This is a genomic window from Ruegeria sp. AG6, assembly GCF_056541565.1.
Genome location: NZ_JBQFYQ010000009.1, coordinates 31,917 through 51,867, shown reverse-complemented (window position 1 = coordinate 51,867; position 19,951 = coordinate 31,917). Strand labels below are relative to the sequence as shown.

General features: G+C 56.3%; 16 protein-coding genes. 8 read left to right on the top strand and 8 right to left on the bottom strand.

Annotation, left to right across the window (positions count from 1 at the left end; all coding sequences use genetic code 11):
* Nucleotides 1-122: 122 nt before the first annotated feature.
* The 4 genes from rpsT to recF all read left to right on the top strand — a co-directional run bounded on the left by rpsT (nt 123) and on the right by recF (nt 4,832).
* Nucleotides 123-386: a 30S ribosomal protein S20 gene (rpsT, locus tag ACR0I0_RS16375; RefSeq protein WP_170345656.1), complete on the top strand. Its 264-nt coding sequence runs from the start codon at nt 123-125 to the stop codon at nt 384-386.
* Between the two features lie 556 nt (nt 387-942).
* Nucleotides 943-2,328, top strand: a complete 1,386-nt coding sequence (gene dnaA, locus ACR0I0_RS16370; RefSeq protein ID WP_480492244.1) for a chromosomal replication initiator protein DnaA — start codon at nt 943-945, stop codon at nt 2,326-2,328.
* Nucleotides 2,329-2,553: 225 nt separating this feature from the next.
* On the top strand, nt 2,554-3,675 hold the full coding sequence (dnaN, locus tag ACR0I0_RS16365; RefSeq protein ID WP_171617360.1) for a DNA polymerase III subunit beta: 1,122 nt from the start codon (nt 2,554-2,556) through the stop codon (nt 3,673-3,675).
* A 59-nt stretch (nt 3,676-3,734) separates the two neighbouring features.
* Nucleotides 3,735-4,832 carry a DNA replication/repair protein RecF gene (recF, locus tag ACR0I0_RS16360; RefSeq protein ID WP_210093235.1) on the top strand — a complete coding sequence of 366 codons (1,098 nt, stop codon included), beginning with the start codon at nt 3,735-3,737 and terminating at the stop codon, nt 4,830-4,832.
* Here recF and ACR0I0_RS16355 read toward each other — a convergent pair.
* Complete coding sequence (locus ACR0I0_RS16355) at nt 4,829-5,395, bottom strand: carboxymuconolactone decarboxylase family protein (protein ID WP_209834144.1); 567 nt, start codon at nt 5,393-5,395, stop codon at nt 4,829-4,831. The two genes, recF and ACR0I0_RS16355, sit on opposite strands and share 4 nt — an antisense overlap.
* Nucleotides 5,396-5,495: 100 nt before the next feature.
* Here ACR0I0_RS16355 and ACR0I0_RS16350 point away from each other — a divergent pair, with 100 nt between their 5' ends.
* From ACR0I0_RS16350 to ACR0I0_RS16340, 3 genes are all read left to right on the top strand, one after another.
* Complete coding sequence (locus ACR0I0_RS16350) at nt 5,496-6,068, top strand: TetR/AcrR family transcriptional regulator (RefSeq protein ID WP_171724140.1); 573 nt, start codon at nt 5,496-5,498, stop codon at nt 6,066-6,068.
* Nucleotides 6,069-6,182: 114 nt separating this feature from the next.
* Nucleotides 6,183-8,600 carry a DNA topoisomerase (ATP-hydrolyzing) subunit B gene (gyrB, locus tag ACR0I0_RS16345; RefSeq protein WP_480492242.1) on the top strand — a complete coding sequence of 806 codons (2,418 nt, stop codon included), beginning with the start codon at nt 6,183-6,185 and terminating at the stop codon, nt 8,598-8,600.
* A gap of 724 nt (nt 8,601-9,324) precedes the next feature.
* Nucleotides 9,325-12,093, top strand: coding sequence for an AsmA family protein (locus ACR0I0_RS16340; protein ID WP_480492240.1), 2,769 nt, complete (start codon nt 9,325-9,327; stop codon nt 12,091-12,093).
* An 11-nt stretch (nt 12,094-12,104) separates the two neighbouring features.
* Here ACR0I0_RS16340 and ACR0I0_RS16335 read toward each other — a convergent pair whose 3' ends face one another.
* Both ACR0I0_RS16335 and ACR0I0_RS16330 read right to left on the bottom strand, forming a co-directional pair.
* Nucleotides 12,105-12,605 (bottom strand): hypothetical protein, encoded by a 501-nt coding sequence (locus ACR0I0_RS16335; RefSeq protein ID WP_480485983.1) that lies wholly within the window; start codon nt 12,603-12,605, stop codon nt 12,105-12,107.
* Between the two features lie 208 nt (nt 12,606-12,813).
* Nucleotides 12,814-13,263, bottom strand: coding sequence for a mechanosensitive ion channel family protein (locus ACR0I0_RS16330; RefSeq protein WP_480492238.1), 450 nt, complete (start codon nt 13,261-13,263; stop codon nt 12,814-12,816).
* A 319-nt stretch (nt 13,264-13,582) separates the two neighbouring features.
* Between ACR0I0_RS16330 and ACR0I0_RS16325 the strand changes: the two genes are divergently transcribed.
* Nucleotides 13,583-13,810: a hypothetical protein gene (locus ACR0I0_RS16325; protein ID WP_245218079.1), complete on the top strand. Its 228-nt coding sequence runs from the start codon at nt 13,583-13,585 to the stop codon at nt 13,808-13,810.
* A gap of 153 nt (nt 13,811-13,963) precedes the next feature.
* Here the strand turns inward: ACR0I0_RS16325 and ACR0I0_RS16320 are convergent, their stop codons facing one another.
* From ACR0I0_RS16320 to ACR0I0_RS16300, 5 genes are all read right to left on the bottom strand, one after another.
* Complete coding sequence (locus ACR0I0_RS16320; RefSeq protein ID WP_480492236.1) at nt 13,964-15,463, bottom strand: AMP-binding protein; 1,500 nt, start codon at nt 15,461-15,463, stop codon at nt 13,964-13,966.
* Nucleotides 15,460-16,863 (bottom strand): acylating sulfoacetaldehyde dehydrogenase, encoded by a 1,404-nt coding sequence (sauS, locus tag ACR0I0_RS16315; RefSeq protein WP_480492234.1) that lies wholly within the window; start codon nt 16,861-16,863, stop codon nt 15,460-15,462. Before sauS ends, ACR0I0_RS16320 begins: the two co-directional genes overlap by 4 nt.
* A 64-nt stretch (nt 16,864-16,927) precedes the next feature.
* Nucleotides 16,928-17,890 (bottom strand): tripartite tricarboxylate transporter substrate binding protein, encoded by a 963-nt coding sequence (locus ACR0I0_RS16310; RefSeq protein WP_171635713.1) that lies wholly within the window; start codon nt 17,888-17,890, stop codon nt 16,928-16,930.
* 49 nt (nt 17,891-17,939) lie between these two features.
* Complete coding sequence (locus ACR0I0_RS16305; protein WP_171635715.1) at nt 17,940-18,410, bottom strand: tripartite tricarboxylate transporter TctB family protein; 471 nt, start codon at nt 18,408-18,410, stop codon at nt 17,940-17,942.
* The gene (locus ACR0I0_RS16300) at nt 18,407-19,918 is read right to left on the bottom strand and encodes a tripartite tricarboxylate transporter permease (RefSeq protein ID WP_171724144.1); all 1,512 of its coding nucleotides are present in this window, start codon (nt 19,916-19,918) and stop codon (nt 18,407-18,409) included. Before ACR0I0_RS16300 ends, ACR0I0_RS16305 begins: the two co-directional genes overlap by 4 nt.
* Between the last annotated feature and the right edge of the window lie 33 nt (nt 19,919-19,951).

Genomic DNA, 19,951 nt, shown 5'->3' with positions numbered 1-19,951 from the left:
CCCCGCTATACATGCGCGTGCGGCCCGCTTGGCCCGACTCACACTCGTGATTTCTGATCCGGTGCGGATATGTCCGTGGCGCGCAACCCTAGATTAACGTACCTAACGAAGGTCAGATTCACATGGCAAACTCGCCTCAGGCAAAAAAACGCGCGCGTCAGAACGAAAAGCGTTTCGCAATCAACAAAGCGCGTCGTTCGCGCATCCGCACCTATCTGCGTAAAGTCGAAGAAGCGATCGCATCCGGCGACAAGGACGCGGCGACTGCTGCTCTGCGTGCGGCTCAGCCCGAGCTGATGCGCGGCGTTACCAAGGGTGTTTTCCACAAGAACACCGCCGCCCGCAAAATGTCGCGCCTGTCCGCGCGCGTCAAAGCACTGGGCTAAGCTTTTGGGTGACCCAAGGTCACGTCAGAAAGGCTGAACCATTCTGAAAAGGCGTCGTGCATCACGGCGCCTTTTGTCGTGTTGCCAGAAAACCGCGCCTTCACAAAACCGAGAGATTCTTTCGCCCAAAGACCCGAGTCAATATCAGAGTTTCGTTGCCGCGCCCCTCTCTGAATTGCTACGACTGATGTCAGCGATTCACTCGCTTGGGGGGACAGGCTGTTTTCCCGATCGAACTGACGGGCATCAGAGCGATCTGGGGACAATTGTCGACGACTGGCTTGAGCCAGGCTGCCGATCTGCCATGGAAGCCGGAATAAACCCGGTGATCTTGGCCCTGTCTAAAAATTGAGGTTGCGACGTGCAACCCGATTTTCGGGACGTTCCGTTATTGCTGAGCGTCAGAATTGGGGGTTGCCGGGCTATTCGGGATGGTCCCGCCAAGCCGACTGGTTTGGCGATTGGATACCTATTGCGTGTGAATACAACACCGGGAAACCGGCTTCGTATGAATAAGGCTGACAGGCCAATAAGAATGGGATGCGTGAGGCGCTTAATGACACAAGAAAAATGGGGACTACTGCGTAACAAGTTGCTGAAGGCCATCGGTCGGAACAATTATACGACTTGGATCGAGCCTTTGGAATTCAAGGAGCTTCAGGACGGCGTGGCGGTTTTCTCGGTGCCGACCAATTTCATGGGCAATTACGTCAGCCAGAATTTTGCCGACCTCATTTTATACGAGCTGAACACCGCAGGTGAAACTGTGCAGCGTCTGGATTTCCGCGTCGCTGCAAACTCGCCTGCACGGCCTAAGCCAGCTGTCGATACGCCGCCGGTGGCAAAGCCTGAACCTGTCGCCGCGCCGAGCGAGGACCCGGCGCAGGATACATTGGAATCGCTTCAGGCTGCCCCGTTGGATTCCCGCTTTACCTTTGACAGTTTTGTCGTCGGCAAGCCCAATGAACTGGCCCATGCGGCCGCGCGTCGGGTATCCGAGGGCGGGCCGGTAACCTTCAATCCGCTGGTTCTGTACGGCGGCGTGGGGCTGGGTAAGACCCACTTGATGCACGCCATTGCATGGGAGCTGAAAACCAAACATCCGGAACTCAACGTTCTGTACCTGTCAGCGGAACAGTTCATGTACCGGTTCGTGCAGGCCCTGCGCGAGCGTCGGATGATGGATTTCAAACACCTGTTCCGTTCGGTTGACGTTTTGATGGTTGACGACGTGCAGTTCATCGCCGGCAAGGATTCCACTCAGGAAGAGTTTTTCCACACGTTCAACGCGCTGGTGGATCAGAATAAACAGATCATCATCTCGGCCGACCGCGCCCCGGGTGAGATCAAGGATCTGGAAGAACGGGTGAAATCCCGCCTGCAATGTGGTCTGGTGGTTGATCTGCACCCGACCGATTATGAACTGCGTCTGGGCATTTTGCAGAACAAGGTGCAGCAATACAGCTCATCCTATCCGGACCTGGCGATTGCCGATGGCGTTCTGGAATTCCTGGCGCATCGCATCTCGACCAATGTTCGGGTGCTGGAAGGTGCCCTGACCCGTCTGTTCGCTTTTGCCTCGCTGGTTGGCCGCGAGATCGACATGGAACTGACGCAGGATTGTCTGGCGGATGTGCTGCGCGCCTCGGAACGCAAGATCACCGTTGAAGAGATCCAGCGGAAGGTGTCCGAATATTACAACATCCGGCTTTCTGACATCATCGGCCCGAAGCGCCTGCGCTCTTACGCGCGTCCGCGTCAGGTGGCGATGTATCTGTGCAAGCAGTTGACCAGCCGGTCGCTGCCCGAGATTGGCCGCCGTTTTGGCGGGCGCGATCACACGACGGTCATGCATGGCGTCAAGCGCATTGAAGAGTTGAAGCTGACCGACGGTCAGATCGCTGAAGACGTCGAAATGCTGCGCCGGTCGCTTGAAGCCTGATCCGCGCCTTTAATGCAGGAAACCGCCCCGGTTCCTTGGGTTCGGGGCGTTTCTTGTGCGCATTAGTCCACGGTTGGATCAGAACTGGTGCCTGTCAGGCACGCTGCCCTTGACGCTGGACGCAATCCAACCCAGAAATCCGTAAAAAATCCTTGTGCCTCAGGGTGGAACCGCTAACGTGCCAGTCCCGCCCATGTCGGTACGCAAGTCAGAGGAATTGAGGGTATGAAGATCAGCATCGAACGCGGCACCCTTCTCAAGGCCGTTTCGCAGGCCCAATCCGTAGTGGAACGCCGCAATACCATTCCCATACTTGCGAATGTCCTGATTGAGGCGGAAGGCGATCAGGCGCTGTTTCGCGCGACCGATCTGGATATCGAAGTGGTCGACAAAGCCCCGGCGCAGGTCGAGAAAGCCGGTGCCACCACCGTGGCCGCGACCACCTTGCACGAGATCGTGCGCAAACTGCCCGACGGAGCGTTGGTCACGCTGACCGCGGACAGCGCGGCAGGGCGTCTGACGGTTGAGGCGGGTCGGTCGAATTTCTCGCTGGCGACGCTGCCGAAAGAGGATTTCCCGGTCATGGCGTCGTCGGAGTATCAATCAAATTTCACGGCTTCGGCTGCCCTGCTGCGACGGTTGTTCGACAAGTCGAAATTCGCAATCTCAACAGAAGAGACCCGGTATTATCTGAACGGTGTCTATATGCATGTGGCCGACGGATCCGATGGCGGCAAGGTGCTGCGCTGCGTGGCCACCGACGGCCACCGGCTTGCTCGGATCGATGCCGATTTGCCGGATGGTGCAGAGGGCATGCCGGGCGTTATCGTCCCGCGTAAAACCGTAGGCGAACTGCGCAAGCTGCTGGACGATGATGAAATGGATATCGCGGTTTCGGTCAGCGAAACCAAGGTGCGTTTCGCCACGCCTGATATCACGCTGACCTCGAAGGTCATTGACGGAACCTTTCCCGACTACACGCGCGTTATCCCGCAAGGAAATACGCGCAAGCTGGAAGTGGATGCTGCCGAGTTCGCACAGGCCGTGGACCGGGTGGCAACGGTGTCTTCCGAGCGTTCGCGTGCGGTGAAGCTGCAACTGGATGGCGACAAGCTGGTCCTGTCGGTGAACGCACCAGACAGTGGCGCGGCCGAGGAAGAACTGGCGGTCGCCTATGGTGATGAGCGTCTGGAGATCGGGTTCAATGCCAAATATCTGCTGGAGATCGCGTCTCAGGTGGATCGAGAGAATGCGGTGTTCATGTTCAATTCAGCTGGCGACCCGACCCTGATGCGCGAAGGCAATGACCAGAGCGCAGTTTACGTCGTCATGCCAATGCGCGTCTGATCGCGCGGACATGCGATGCCTCCGGCGGGAGTATTTTTGAAAAAATGAAGGGAGGGGTCATGGGATTGGCCCTGACCGAGCTTACGGTCTCGCATTTTCGGTCTCACAAGCTGGCGCGGTTGTCTCTGGACGGGCGGCCGGTGGCTATTCACGGGTCGAACGGGGCGGGCAAGACCAATATTCTGGAAGCGGTATCCTTGTTTTCACCCGGTCGCGGAATGCGGCGGGCAAGCGCGGCCGAGATGACGCGGCGGCCCGAGGCGCTGGGCTGGAAACTGTCGGGACTGTTGCAATCGCAGGGTCAGAATTTCGAAATCGAAACCTGGTCTGAGGGTGGTGCGGCACGGCAGGTGAGGATTGATGGAAAATCCGCCACCCAGATTGATCTGGGTAAACTTGCGCGGGTGGTCTGGCTGGTTCCATCCATGGACCGCCTGTGGATTGAAGGGGCCGAAGGCCGGCGCCGGTTTCTTGATCGCATTGCGCTCAGTTTTGATCCGTCTCATGCAGAGGCCTCGCTGGCTTACGAAAAAGCGATGCGCGAACGGAACCGTTTGCTGAAAGAGCAGGTTCGGGACGCGCATTGGTATGCTGCGCTTGAGGGTCAGTTGGCCGAGATGGGGCATCGTATCCACACAGCGCGATTGGCGGCGTTAAGCCATCTGAGGGTGGCGCAGGATCAGGCGGAAACGGCTTTTCCGTCTGCCGAGTTGGAATTGGTGCAAACCGAAGGCGCGATGCCCGAAACGGCAGAGGATCTGCGCGAGGCTTTGAATGAAAGCCGGTTCAGGGACTTGGCTGCGGGTCGGACTTTGGTTGGGCCGCATCGGTCAGACTTGTATGGCGTCTTTGCTGCCAAGGGTGTTCCCGCCAAGGATTGTTCGACCGGTGAGCAGAAGGCGCTGCTGGTTTCATTGATCCTGTCCAATGCCCGAGCTTTGGCTGCAATGGTAGGTGCGCCACCGATCGTTTTGCTGGATGAGGTGGCCGCTCATCTGGACGCGGGTCGGCGCGCTTCACTTTATGACGAGATTTGTGCGTTGGGTGCTCAGGCCTGGATGACGGGCACCGGGCCTGAACTGTTTGAGGAGTTGAGTGACCGGGCCCAGACGCTGATCGTGACCGAAGGCGATGAGGGGTCGGTCGTGGCGGCTTAGGCCGGTTCGTTGACTTTGCGCTCCCACAGGAAACCGCGCATGACTTCATCGACCGGTGTTTTAGCCATGTGGTTGACGTAGTTTGACATGGTTTTTTGTGCAAGGCCCAGCACCACGTCCAGAACCGCACGATGGGAATAGCCCGCGTCGAAGAACGCCTGAAGCTGTTCCTCGGTCGGGTTGCCACGGGTTTCCATCACTTGCAGGGTGAAGCTGCGCAGCGCTTCGAGTTTGGGCGAAGGCAGTGGGGTTTCATTGCGCAGAGCCTGGGAGATTTCGTCTGATACCTTCATCATCTTTGCGATGCCGGTGTGCGCGGGCACGCAGTAATGGCATTCGTTTTCCACATTGATGGTCTGCCAGACGACGGTTTTCTCATCGTTGTCAAAATCGGTCTGCAAGAACAGGCTGTGCAGAACTTGATAGCCTTCAAGGTGCTGTGGGCTTTCTGCCATCACCTTGTGCAGGCCCGGCAAACGGCCAAAAGCGGCCTGGGACTTTTCCAACAGTGGTTTGGATGCTTCGGGTGCGGATTCTATGTCATGAGACGGGAAAGTGGCCATGTCGGAACTCCTGTTTCTGGCGCGATGGGTGGTATTTAGGGTTTCTTGAGTGATCACTCAAGTATATATTTGAGCGAACGTTCAAGAATTGGTGATGCCGATGCCCCGCAAACCCGCATATGATCGCGACGCGTTGATCGAGAAGGCCCGTGACATCTTTTGGCGTCAGGGTTGGGCTGGTACGTCGCTGAAGGACCTTGAACGGGAATTGAAGCTGAAACCCGGCAGTTTCTACGCGGCTTTCGGGTCGAAGGACGCGCTCTATGCGTTGACGCTGGAAAGCTACACGCAAGAAGGTGTGGCGCGCCTGAAAGCCCTTGCTGAAAGACTGGGGCCGAAGGAGGCGCTCAAGGCGCAACCACGTCTGGTCATCGAAGCGGTCGAGAACCCGGCAAAGGCCTGCATGCTGGCAAAGACATATGCCGAGTTGCAGGCGAAGGATCATGCGCTTGCGGATCAGGCCGCGCGTCACATGGCGGAAATGAAGGCGTGTTTCGCCGACCTGTTCCGCAGCGCCCAGGCCGCCGGTGAAATCCGGCCTGAACATGACCCGGATCGGCTGGCGGCCCGGTATCAGTCGGACATTCTGGGGCTTCGGTTATCGGCCGAACGCAAGGATGTCGATGCGCTGGAAATCGCGGCGGATATCGCTTCTGACATCGACCGGTTATGAGGTGGATTCAGATGGGCAGAAAACGACTTGAGCACACACAAAATATTGGGGGATCGCGTGACAATCCCCACCAGAAAACGTATAAGGTACCAAAATAATATAGGTACTGACTGAATGTCCGAAGACGCACAGGCTCCTCAAGAATACGGCGCAGATTCCATCAAAGTTCTCAAGGGTTTAGAGGCCGTTCGCAAACGCCCCGGGATGTATATCGGGGACACGGATGATGGATCGGGCCTGCACCACATGGTGTATGAGGTTGTCGACAACGGAATTGACGAAGCGCTGGCGGGTCACGCCGACCATGTGACTGTGAAAATTCACGCGGATTCCAGCGTTTCGGTCAGCGACAACGGCCGCGGAATTCCGGTTGATATCCACCCGGAAGAAGGCGTTTCAGCGGCAGAGGTCATCATGACCCAGCTGCACGCGGGCGGCAAGTTCGACAGCAACTCTTACAAGGTGTCGGGCGGACTGCATGGCGTGGGTGTTTCGGTAGTAAACGCCCTGTCGGACTGGCTGGAGCTGCGCATTTGGCGCGCGGGCAAAGAGCACGTGGCGCGATTTGAGGGCGGTGAAACAGCAAAGCATCTGAAGGTTGTCGGCGAATGCGGCGATCGTACGGGAACCGAAGTGCGGTTTCTGGCGTCGACCGACACGTTCTCGAATCTCGAATACTCGTTCGAGACGTTGGAAAAACGGCTGCGCGAACTGGCATTCCTGAACTCGGGCGTGCGGATCATCCTGATCGACGAACGCCCTGCCGAGCGGCTGGAGACCGAGCTGTTCTACGAAGGCGGCGTAAAGGAGTTCGTCAAATACCTCGACCGTTCCAAAACGCCGGCCATGCCCGAGCCGATCTATATCAAGGGTGAGCGCGACGATATCGGTGTCGAGATCGCCATGTGGTGGAATGACAGCTACCACGAAACGGTACTGCCATTCACCAACAACATTCCGCAGCGCGACGGCGGGACCCATGTGGCTGGGTTCCGGGGGGCTTTGACCCGGACGATCAACAACTATGCGCAGTCCAGCGGGATCGCGAAAAAGGAAAAGGTCAGCTTCACCGGCGATGATGCGCGCGAAGGTTTGACCTGCGTATTGTCGGTGAAAGTGCCCGACCCGAAATTCTCGTCCCAGACCAAGGACAAGCTGGTTTCCTCCGAGGTCCGCCCGGCTGTCGAAGGTCTGATGAACGAAAAACTGGCCGAGTGGTTCGAAGAAAACCCCAACGAGGCCAAGAATATCGTCGGCAAGATCATCGAGGCTGCGTTGGCCCGGGAAGCTGCGCGTAAGGCACGCGAGCTGACCCGACGCAAGACGGCGATGGATGTGAACTATCTGGCGGGCAAGCTGAAGGATTGTTCCGAGAAGGATCCATCGAAAACCGAAGTCTTCCTGGTCGAGGGTGACTCGGCTGGTGGTTCCGCCCAGACCGGCCGGGACCGTCTGACGCAGGCGGTTCTGCCCCTGCGGGGGAAAATCCTGAACGTCGAACGCGCCCGGTTCGACCGGATGCTATCGTCTCAGGAAATTGGCAACCTCGTCATGGCGCTGGGTACGGGCATTGGCCGCGATGAGTTCAACATCGAAAAGCTGCGCTACCACAAGATCGTCATCATGACCGATGCGGATGTGGACGGCGCGCATATCCGGACCCTGTTGCTGACCTTCTTCTATCGGCAGATGCCTGAGCTGATCGAGGGCGGGTACCTCTATATCGCGCAACCGCCGCTGTACAAGGTTTCCCGCGGAAAGTCAGAGGTTTACCTGAAGGATCAGGCCGCTCTGGATGACTATCTGATCAATCAGGGCGTCGAAGGCGCGGTTCTGAAACTCGGCTCGGGTGAGGAAATCATCGGCCAGGACCTGACCCGCGTGGTGGATGAGGCGCGTCAGCTTAAACGTGTGCTGGATGCGTTTCCAACGCATTACCCGCGTCATATTCTGGAACAGGCCGCCGTTGCAGGAGCCTTTGTGCCTGGCGCTGTTGATGCTGACCTGCAAGGTGTGGCTGACAAAGTCGCCGCACGGCTGGATCTGATCGCGTTGGAGTACGAACGCGGTTGGCAGGGTCGTATTACACAGGATCACGGCATCCGGCTGGCCCGTATCCTGCGCGGTGTCGAAGAGGTTCGCACGCTGGACGGCCCGATGCTGCGCTCGGGCGAGGCGCGCAAGACCGGCAGCTTTACGCAGAGCCTGCAAGAGATCTACAACTCTCCGGCCACTTTGAACCGTCGTGATCGCAGCCAGATGATCCACGGTCCGCTGGACTTGTTGCGCGCCATTCTGGAAGAGGGTGAAAAGGGCTTGTCCTTGCAGCGCTATAAAGGCTTGGGTGAGATGAACCCTGACCAGCTGTGGGAAACGACACTGGACCCGGATGCGCGGACGCTGCTGCAAGTGCGCGTGGATGACATGGTCGAGGCGGATGATCTGTTCACCAAGTTGATGGGTGACGTTGTGGAACCTCGTCGGGAGTTCATCCAGAAAAACGCCTTGAGTGTTGAGAATCTGGATTTCTGATCATGTGTAGGGAGCCCCATAGCACTGCGGATACCCCATAAGTTTGCATAGTTTGCCCATAGTTTTGCGCTGCGCGATTGTCTGCCTTAGCGATGAATTCAATCAGTTTTTGGCTTAGTCGTTGCGGTTATGGTCCTTTGCGTTGCTCGATCACGCAAAGGGCCTTCCTAAGGAACCTTGGGTTCCATGCGGCCTTTTTGCTTGGATTCTCGCGAACCTCTGCGACGCGCAGAAAGCAGACTTTGCAAAGTTTCGCGGACGGCCCTTTTCAAGTTTTATGAAGTCTACTTTGATGCCGCACTGGGGCGATTCGAAGCTGCCGTTCGTTGCATGCGCAAATACTAGTGCCTGAATTTTCTGCCTCCACGGCACTATGCACTATAAGTCTATCTCCATCTGTCAGGACGACTGAACGCCAGCAACGAAAAAACACCGCACTGCGCAATCGGGAACAAAGTCGCGGCAGAGCTGATGAAATTGCCAGACGCGTTCAGCCCGTTTGTGTGATCAAAGGGCGGAAAATCTAGGCGCGAGTGTGGACACTCCCGATAGCACAGCACAAACCCATGGACTTTCTTTGTGAACGAGCTGACCTGGGCGAGAGGCCACCAAAACTCAGAAAATAGGATGCAATCCTACGGACGCAACCAACGCGACATAGCAATCACTATATCCTTAGTTGCCAGAAAGATTGGAGATTCCCGATTTGCGGTTAAACTGAATTATGAAAGCGATCACAGGGAAGCAAATGAGAACTTGGCTGTTTAGGATAATTGGACTCGTTGCGCTACTCGCTTTTGCAGCAATCGCTTTTGTTTGGTTGCTACTTGCTGCGCCGTTGTTCTCAGATATGCGACGCAACCTTGTGGAAAAGGCTCTTTCGGAACAAATTGGGCAGCCGCTTCTGGTCAACGACGATGTTAGCGTCGCACTAGGTCGCATTACCCACATCTATGTCGGCGGCGTGGTCATCCCGAGCGAGACACTGCCAGAGACCTCTCTTGCAGAATTGAAACTGCTTGAACTGGAACTGGACGTTGCCGCCTTGGCCAACGGACGTCTGCACTTTGACAACCTTTTGGTGGACGGTCTTCAGGCTAACTTTCTTACAGCCACGGATGGGACAACAAGCTGGCGAAAAAGCCGACCAATGCCAACGCCTCAAACCAACGGATCGCTTGCAGAGGACAATCAGGATGCTGAGGCCGAACTCGAAACGTCCGAAGTTGGTGGCAAAGAAAACAGTGGGATTCTTACTTTTCTCAGCGACAAGAACGTCAATTTCACATCAATCGGGTTAAACATCGACGACAAGGTCTCGGGCTTCTCATTTGTGTTTGACCTTCAGTCGCTTGCGCTTGAACAAGTAGATAACGGAAAAAGAACAAAGGTCTCTGGTTCCGGCTCGGTCAACGGTCAAGGTTTTGAAATCAAGGGCGACTATCCCCATGACGCGCCGTTTACGACGAGAGCCAACTTTGGAGAAATGACTGTCCGCTACGATGGCGAGCCATTCGCGGAAGACGAAGGTGGCGGTTACCGGGCTGTCCTGGAGATGGATACTGGCGAATTCGGTGACTTTCTCGATGTCATGGGATTGGAACGCGTTCTGGAAGGTAATGGCCAGTTGCAAGCTGAGCTTGTGTCTCAGGACGCCCTAAAGATCGAAGCATTTACTACAACCGTAAGCCTTGAAGATGGGCAAAAACTCGAAGCTGAAGGTTCGATAGATGACCTCTATACAGCTAAAGGCGTCGATCTGCTTTTCAATGCGCGCCTTCACCCAGAGGGGCAGCCGCCTCAAGCAGCAAAGAGTATCCAAGATCTGAAGTTCACTGGCTTTGAAATGCATATGGTTGGATCTCTCGCCTCCTTCGAATTCGAGAAATTACTGTTTGAAACCAACGCCTTTGACCAAGGGCTGGACGTGATCGGTCCAGCCTCTATCGAAAGTATTCGCCGCATGCCGGATGGCCGCCTCGCGATGTTGGGCATTACCTTGCAAGCTGGCCCAATCGAGGAGCCGTTTCTGAAAGCTGAAGGCGAAGTACTCGACCTGCTTCAGCTTCAGGACGTGAGCTTCGATGGCATGCTGAATGGGCCTGCCAAGTTGATTTTGCCCGATCTCGACGAAGGTTTTGTCGACCAGTTTGGCGGTATTAAGGCGGACTTCAGCATATCCAATGCGGGAGGCCCGGTATCACTAAATAGGTTCAACGCGACCAGCTATGACACCGATCTTTGGGCGCTCGACCTTGCGTTGTCGGTCAATGAGCTCAAAGGGCTGGCCGGGCTTGATTTCGACGTGAACCTGGATGTGGGCGATGGTGCTCAATTTCTGAACGCGCTCAACCTGCAACCTATCGAAATTGGCGCACTCGGCATTGATGCTGAAACCTCAAAGCAGGGCGAGGACTTTAATGCTGCAATCGAGTTCGAAGCTGGCTCCTCGCAGCTTCTAGCGGCTTTCGATGCAAAATTTCCGGATGGCTCTTCTGTTATTCGCGGCAACGTTACCAGCGAGAGGCTCGATCTCAACGACCTGAAGAACCTGACTGCCGTGCTGGACCAATTGAAAAGCCTGGTAGGGGAAACCCCAAAAGAACCTGAAGCCGAAGTTCAGCCTTTGGTTTTGTCGAAGGAGACAAACGTCCAGCCCCTGGTGTTGCCAAAGGAAAAAGGGAAGCCTGCCGATCTTCTGGATGTGCAACGCGTGCTGCGAGAAGCTGACGTCGAGGTACAGATCGAATTCAAAGAGATTGTAGGCCAGCAAGTCGTAACATCTGTTTCCAGCCAATTGTCTGCAAAAGACGGAACCGTGGATTTCGGACCTCTTCAGATGGCTTATGGCGGCGGAACCTTCAGCCTGCGGGCGGTCATGGATCTGATTGACTCACCTGATTGGCTTTCATTGTCGGGGTCGACCTCAGGGTGGGAGTTCGGTGAGATCCTTGATGAGTTAGGGATTGGAATTGATGCCTACGGGCGTTTGAGTGGTGAATTCAACGTTTCGGGCAGTACCGCCTCGGGCAAGGCCTTCATCAACTCCATGCGCGGCAAAGCGTCTTTGTCGATGTCGCAAGGTTACATTAGTACCAGTCTTCTTGAGTTGGCCGGGCTAGGTATTTTCCCTTGGCTGTTTTCAGAAGAGTTCAGACAAGGCTACACCGACATCACTTGCGTGGTTGCTCCGGTTGATATTCAGGCCGGGCGGGTCAGTTCAAACTCCATCGTCATTGAAACAGCATCTGTTCAGTTGGTGGCCAGGGGACAAGTGGACTGGCTGAACGATACGATTGCAATACGAGCGGAGCCACGGCGCGTGGGCAAACCCCTTTCCCGCAGCGCTTGGCCGTTTGATGTGACAGGTAAGCTTTCATCACCGAAGTTCAAGCTGGACGTGGGTGGGTCTAGGAACAAGGCTCCAGAGGGCGCTGATGCAATGCCAGTAAACAGGCAACCTTGCGTGCCAGACATCAACCAATTGCAGTAATCGGTCGCGACCTAATTCTTCAGCGGATCTGGCTGCTCCGCCTGACACGCCAGAACGGCCTCAATGGCTTTTGCGGATCCGCTTAAATCGAGTTCGACTTCGGCTCCGCTTTCGCCAATGATCGTAACGCTTTGGCGTTTTCCAAACTCGGTTACAAATGCCGGATTGTCGAAAAATGCGTAGCCACCGGGCACGCCATTCTTGTAGACACCTACGGCCTCACCTTCGAACTGCGCATCACCAAAATCAAATCTTACTATGCCTGTCGCACCGTCCTCGACTTGAACCCAGGCCGGATTGTAGGCGGCAAAAAAGCCGCCAGCCTGGTTTGGTGCAGCGCCAATTTCTACTGTCATATCGTCTTCAAAGGCTCTCCACGCGAGACAACCGTTGCCTTTTTCTGGATCGATGAGAATTGCCCAGTCGCCGGACTCACCCCACTGTTCCATCCCGGCTGCGTGAACAAACCCAGGCAGAAGCACTGCAGTTGCGGAAAGTACCCACTTGATCATCCGGAGCCTCGCTGAGTTCTGAAGATTTCTTGTTTGATTCTAATCATTGCTCAATATCAATCAATCCAATCCGACGACGGCGGTGTTGCGTTTTTGAAGTTTCATAGATGACCCTGACGAGTTGTTAGTCAGATATGTGAGCAAGCTCACACTCAATCAGCTGAAGGTATTTTGGGTTCCGGTGGGTCAGCGATGTAAGACGGAGTCATTATTTGAGTTTCGTTTTCATTAAAAACATCGACAATGTTCTCGCGAAGATCCAACAAAATTTTGGTAAACTCGATCCACGAGAAGTGTACGCGTTGATTTCATAGTTGATCGCGTAATCTGCCAACTGGGTCCAAAGCACAAATGGCTCTGGGCTCTTTCTCAACCCTTGCGTTCGGTGTGCCGCCTCAATCAGCATCGCTTTGATTTTCTTGGGAGGCTCCTCGTAGCCAATCCCCACCGTCGTGTGCACCATTAGCCCCCGGCCATCCACTTTTCGTGAGTAGTTCACAACTTCGGAATTGAGCAGCTGGGCATTTGGAATACATATCATCTCGTTTTTGATCGATTTGATGAGTGTTTCCTTCAGTTTGATCTCTGTTACGTCGCCGATCTTGTCACCGACCTTAAGCCACAGGAGCTGGTTTGTTCGATGGGTTCTCTGTGGCACGCAAACTTATGGGCAAATCGTGCAAAGTTATGCATAAACAAAGCGCAGAGTTATGGGCAATCTTCCAAGATTTTCTTCAATGAAATCAATGTTGGGAATGCAGCGTAATGAGCGGACCTACACATGCGTAGGTGCGCGCATAGCACTGCGGATACCCCATAGTTTTGCGGTATCCGCCCATAGTTCTGCGGGTTAGTTGGTTGGTTTTGAACGGGTGGCTCGGCGTTGGCGTGTCTTCATCGAATCGGCCATACTGCCATGCAGGCGGGCCTGCTCAAATCGAAAAGTGGCTACAGGGAAGCCACCCGATATCTACCTGATGGTACATCGCCCGCCGTTCTTCATGGGAAGCAAGCTCGGTGTGAAGCTGGAATGGCGCTTGAGGAAAACAAAGAACTCGCCCAAGGGCGAGGCACTGGCCAGGCATCTTCTGGCAGAGTGGGATCTGGAACTTGGTCGGTTGATCGTCTTGATGAAAGCCGGGTTTCATTGGATCGTGGGCTCTACTTCTCCTGCCGCCCCGGCGATCAAGACAGGGTCACGGTGAGAATTTTCATGAAATGGCTCAAATCGTTTTAAGCTCTGGTTCCGGCCCAAGCCTCGGGAATGCCGTTATTGGTCAATGCCTTGCGAAGGCCCGTCTGGATTGCATATCGGAAATTGCAAGCCTGCTTGCGGGGCCTCTATGGGCTGCAATCGGTCACTGTGTCAAAACAGGCAACTTAATCCTTTGGATCTTTCCAGATGGACCCTTTGGCAAGTCTTGCAACAAGTGCACCTTATCAGGTGATTTGAAGGCACCCAGCCGTTGGACGCATATCGCGATGAGTTGGTCGGATGAAACGCTTGACCCGGTTCGCAATTTGACGGCGGCCTCGACGCGTTCACCGTAGGTTTTGCAAGGGCGTGCAAATGCGGCAGCCTCGATCACGTCAGGGTGCGAATATAGAGCTTCGTCGATTTCACGAGGGGCGATGTTTTCTCCGCCCTTTATGATCAGCTCTTTCAAACGGCCGGTCACGAAGAAGTACCCGTCTTCGTCCATATGCCCTAGGTCTCCGGTGCGCAGCCAGCCATCGGGCGTGAATGTCGCGCGCGTGGCATCAGGGTTCTTCAGATATTCTCTCATCAAATTGGGGCCGCGTACGGCGATTTCGCCCTTGGTGTTTGGCGGCAGGGGGGTCAGATCTGCCGACAGGATACATGCCTCGTTGCCGTAAGCTTTGCCCGGCGACCCAATCTTGCGGACGCCCGGCGGCAGCGGGTTGGACAAAATCTGTGCGGCTGTTTCCGTCAGGCCCATTGTTTCGACGATGGGGACTTCAAAACGGGTTTCGAACGCGGTTTGTACATCTGGTGCAAGCGGCGAGGATGCCGAGCGGCCGAAACGAAGGCGTGCTCTGGTTTCCTGCGCGGGTGTCAATTCGGAATGCAGCAAGTGCGAAATGATGGTCGGCACCACCGAAAACCACGTGGTTTTGGCGCTCTGGCACTGGTCCCAGAATTTGCGCGTTGAAAACTTTTCGGCCACGGCCAGGGAACCGCCGGAAACAAGCGCGCTCAGCACGGTCACGCAGAGCCCGTTGATGTGATAGATCGGAAGCACGCAAAGACCACGATCCGCCGGTGTCAGCTTGTGCGCAACGGTAGGGGTCCATCCGCCTGCCAGCAGGCTGAAGTGACTGTGCACGACCCCCTTCGGGCGGCCGGTTGTCCCTGAGGTATACATGAGCAGCGCGTCGTCATCGGGACCAAGCGCATGGAGATCAGGGGCCTTATCGAAACGAGAGGCTGAATACCGCGTCATCTCTTTGGGGCGAACTCTGTCGAACAGATCGGCCTGCGCGTCGCCGACGAACGCAATTCGTGCATCGCAATGGCCCAGCGCATATCCAATGGCCTCGTCCCCGGCGACAAGGTTGATGACCGTTGCGCGGAACCCGCCATAGAGCACGCCGTAAAGGCTCTCGATCGCCTCGCGCCCATTTGGTTGAAGGATGGCAACGCTGGCCCCCTTGTCCAATCCCTGCGCGGTCAGATTTTCGGCCAGTTTTCGTGCCCGATCCCTCAGGGATGACCAGGTTAGCGCAGCTTCTCCGTCGAAAAACAGATAAGCATCACGGTCACCGATGGTGCTTGCGCGTTCGTCCAGCCAGCTGCGGATTGTCCCGCCTGGGGGCGTCTGATCTTCCATACTCATGTCCCCGCATCAGCCCAATAATCCGCGAAGATATCTTCGACGGAAGGTTCGATTGCCGGGATTTCACGGATGACTTTGGTGCTTTGGACAAAGTGTTTCCAATGCAGGTTCTCATCAATCGCATTGCCACCCCAGCTGCCACACCCCATCGAAAGCGAGAAAGGCATGCCGTTGTTGAATGACCCTCCGGTCGCAAAGGTGTGAGCCTGATTGACGATTACGCGGCAGGTGGGCATCGAGGCACCCAACGCCACCGCACGGGCATCATCGGCGGTGTGTATCCCGATGGAATGCCCCGCGCCCTGATACCGCAAGATTTGAGCGGCTATGGCTTGGGCGTCCTCGAAATCGTGTGCACGATAGAGCGCAGCCACGCGGCTTAGTTTCTCACCCGAAAGCGGATGATCCGGACCGATCCCCTTGGTTTCAACTGCAAGGAACCTTGTGTTTTCAGGCACCTGACCAACCATGCCCAGTGCCTTGATCATCTTGTCGGCGTCCTGTGCGATCACTTCGCGGCTCAGATGCCCATCCGGCCAAAGCTTTGAGACGATCTGGTTTTCGTCCTTCACCAATGCGCCTCCTTCATCGGAAAGGGCTGCGACAAAATCATCATAGATTGCGTCGACGGCGATGATTGCGTTCTCGGACGAACAGGAGGTCGCATTGTCGAAAGTCTTGGAGGCCGTGATCTTCCGGGCAGCGGCCTTCAGGTCAGCTGTCTCATCGACGATCACGGTGACATTGCCCGCACCGACGGCCACCGCAGGGGTGCCGCATGTCTGTGCGCGGTGCACATTGTTTTGACTGCCGGTGCAGATCACCCGGTCGCAGAGCTCCATCATCGCCTGAGTCTTGGCCTTGGAACCCGGCGGGGGAATCATCTGGACCAGATCGTGATCCAGCCCCAGTTTGTCGAACTCGGCATGAATGTAACGCAAAAGCAGCTCGCAGCTTGCAACGCCTTTGGGTGACGGGGCGACAACAACCGAGTTGCCGCATTTCAACGCGTTGATGACGTTGTTGGCGGGTGTGGCTGCCGGGTTCGTCGACGGCACCACGGCGCCAATCACCCCGATTGGGCGCGCAATCTCGGTGATGCCGGTACTTGCATCCTCATGGATGATCCCATGGGTTCTGACGTCTTTTATGTCGCGCATCAGGCCAAGGGTCTTGCGATGGTTCTTGATCACCTTGTCCGGCACGTTGCCCAGTCCTGTCGTCTTGACCGCAAGTTCGGCCAAAGCCCTGTTGCGTGAAGGCTCCATGATCGCCCAGGCGGCGGCAGCTGCTGCGCGGTCATAGCGCGTCTGGCTGGCGCCGGTTTCGTATTCTTTCTGAGCGGTGCGCGCACGGGTCATGATCAAACTGACTTGGGCGATGTCATCATGTGCATTCATCATTGAATTCCTATTGGTGGGGACAGGGCGGAAACCGCCCCATCCTGTGCCACTGCTCAAATCGTTACAGACCGGCCAGAAGCTCTTGCAGGGTTTCCTGACGTGCGGCCCACATCTGTTGAACCTCTTCGCGGGTCATGACGTGCATGGGTGATCCACCGGCTTTCATTTTTCCTGCTACCCGCGCGTTTTTGAACATTTCCGGGACTGTAGCGGCCAGTTTGTCGATGACCTCTGGCGGGGTGCCCTTGGGGACCATGACGCCGCGGAAATTCACGCTGGCATTGTCGATGTCAAAGCCTTGCTCTTTCAGTGTGGGGACGTCCGGCAGGAACGCGCTGCGTTCCAGATCGAACACGCCAAGGATTTTGACATTTCCGGCTTCCTGTGCGCGGAACGCATCGGACAGGTTGTTCACGCCGCCCATGACGTCGCCTGCAATCACGGCTTTCATGGCCGCCGCACCGCCGCCCTTGGTCGGGATGTACGCCATTTTGACCCCGGCTTCCTTCTCAAGCTGCAAAGCGGCGATGTGGTGCCCGACGAACAGGCCCGCACCCGAAAAGGTCAGCTTCCCCGGGTTTTCCTTGGCATAGTTCACCACCTCCTGCATGGAATTGAAGGGGCTGTCCTTGGCCACGACGAATACCGCAGGATCCGCCCCCCAGTTGGCGATGGGCTCAAAGCTGTCTGCCGAGTATTCAACGCCGCCCTTGATCGACTGGGCGATGAAATGCGGGATGTTATAAGCCGCCAGCGTATAGCCATCAGCTTCGGCCTGTGTCGCAAACCAGTTCCAGCCGACACGGCCACCGGCCCCCGGCTTGTTGATGATCGCGATGGGCATTCCAAGCGCGTCTTCATTTCCCGCAGTCATGGTGACGATGCGCGCCTGAAAGTCGGTGGCGCCACCCGCACCGTAACTGACCATCATCATGATCGGGCGTTCGGGGTAGTCCTGCGCGACGGCCGCGCCACCGGTCAGGGACATCAGCGCCAGTGCAGCGCCTGCCAGTAGATGTTTCATTTCAGATCCTCCCTTGGATTTGCGTAAGCCGCTTTTCGCGCGGTCTTTTTCAGAAAAATACTTCTCGTGGCGTGTAAACTTTGAGGAGCATGGCGAAGAGCCCATACATTACGGCCAAATACCCGATCGTGATGATCACACGCCTGGTCCAGGTTTTGATTTCGCCATGCGGTGCAGGGTCATAGAAGCTGAGCAGCAAGAAGAATGTGATCGTTCCGGCGGTGTAAAACCCAAGCGCCTTGGCGGCCCAAAAGATGTAGATGAGCGCGATAATCAGTCCTGGCAGAAGCCAAATGAAATCCTTGCGCGAGACGCCGTTGCCCACCTTGGTCCAGCCCAGAAGCGCCTTGGCAAACGTCCACAGGGCCAGAACGACAAACACAGTCGAAATCAGGCGTGGGAACAAGAAAGCTTCGGCCGGTTGCTGGGTATAGCTGACCCATGCCACCCAGATCCCGACGGCAGCAATGACACCGGACGCCACAATATGTTGCGCGCGTGGAAGACTGACGGAACTCATGCCATGATCTCCTCTTTTGATGTGTAGCGACGATTGCGAAGCTCCATCCAGACCGAATAGGCGATCGAAGCGATGACGATTGCGATCAGAACGATATTCAGCGTTCCGGTCAGGAAATAGCTGGCCATCCCTTCGCTGGCCCCTGCAATCATCGAACCTTGAATGAAGTTCGCCTCGGCAATCGGGCCAAGGATCAGGCCAAGCACCAGTGGCGCAGCTGAAAAGCCAAAACGCTCAAGAAAGTACATCATGATGCCAAGTGCCGCCATGACATAGACGTCGCCCATGCTGGACTGTACCGAATAGCTTCCGAAGACAGCCAGGCCCAGAACAACTGCGGCCATGACGCTCTGCGGTACCTGCGCCACCCGGGCGGCAAGGCCCGCGACATAAAGACCGAAGATGCACATCAACACCTGCCCGATCAGCATCGAATTTATGAAGGTCCAGGCAACATCCGGGTGGTTGTCGAAAAGGTCCGTGCCGGGAAAAATCCCGTGGATCAACAGGCCGCCCAGCAGCACCGCCGCAGTCGGCGACCCCGGGATCGAGAGCGTCAAAAGCGGAACAAGGCTGGGGCCGACCATGGCGTTGTTCGCGCTTTCCGCTGCGATCACGCCTTCGCTGTGGCCCTTTCCGAATTTCTCGCGCTCGGGACTGAACTTCTTGGTCTGGTCATAGGCGACCAAACCCGCGATCTGTCCACCGACGCCCGGGATCAGCCCGATGACCGAGCCGGTAATGGTGCCGATGCTCAGCGCCCTCGGGCGGCGCAGAAGCTCACGCACCGCATCCATGATCGAGTGCTTTTCGACTTCGATCACTTCGGCATTTGCCGTGTTGCGGCCCTTGGCGAACATGGTCAGGACCTGAGGAATTGCAAAAAGCCCGATGAGCGCGGCGATGATGTTGATGCCGCCACCAAGCGCCGGGTGGAAGATGAACCGTTGCGCGCCCATGATGTCATCGAACCCAATGGTCGCAAGCCAAAGACCGATGCATCCCGACAGCAACCCTTTGACAACAGATGCACTATCCAGCGATCCAATGACGGTTACGCCCAGGATGGCGAGCCAGAACAGGTGGCTTGGTCCAAAGGCCAACGCCCATTGCGCAAGAACCGGTGTCAGGAAGATGAGCAGAAGCACTCCGATCACCCCCCCAACGGCAGACGCCAGAAAGCTCAGCTGCAACGCCTGTGCGCCCTTGCCCTGCTTGGCCATCGTATGCCCATCCAACGTCGTGGCGATGTTTGCGGGCGCTCCGGGAATTTTCAGAAGGATGGCGCTGACCGCGCCGCCGGCGACCGTCGAGGTATAGGCCGCGCCAAGAAGGATCAGCCCCTGAACGGGTGCCAGATGAAACGTGAATGGGATCAGCAGGGCCACGGCCATGGTGGGTGACAGTCCGGGGGTTGCCCCCAAAATCAGCCCGCCAATCGTTCCCAGGAGCAACAGCCCGAACGAGACCGGTGTGAAGACATCTCCGAAGTAATACAGAAATTCCACGTTGCATCCCTGTGTTTGTTTGCGCGTTGACAT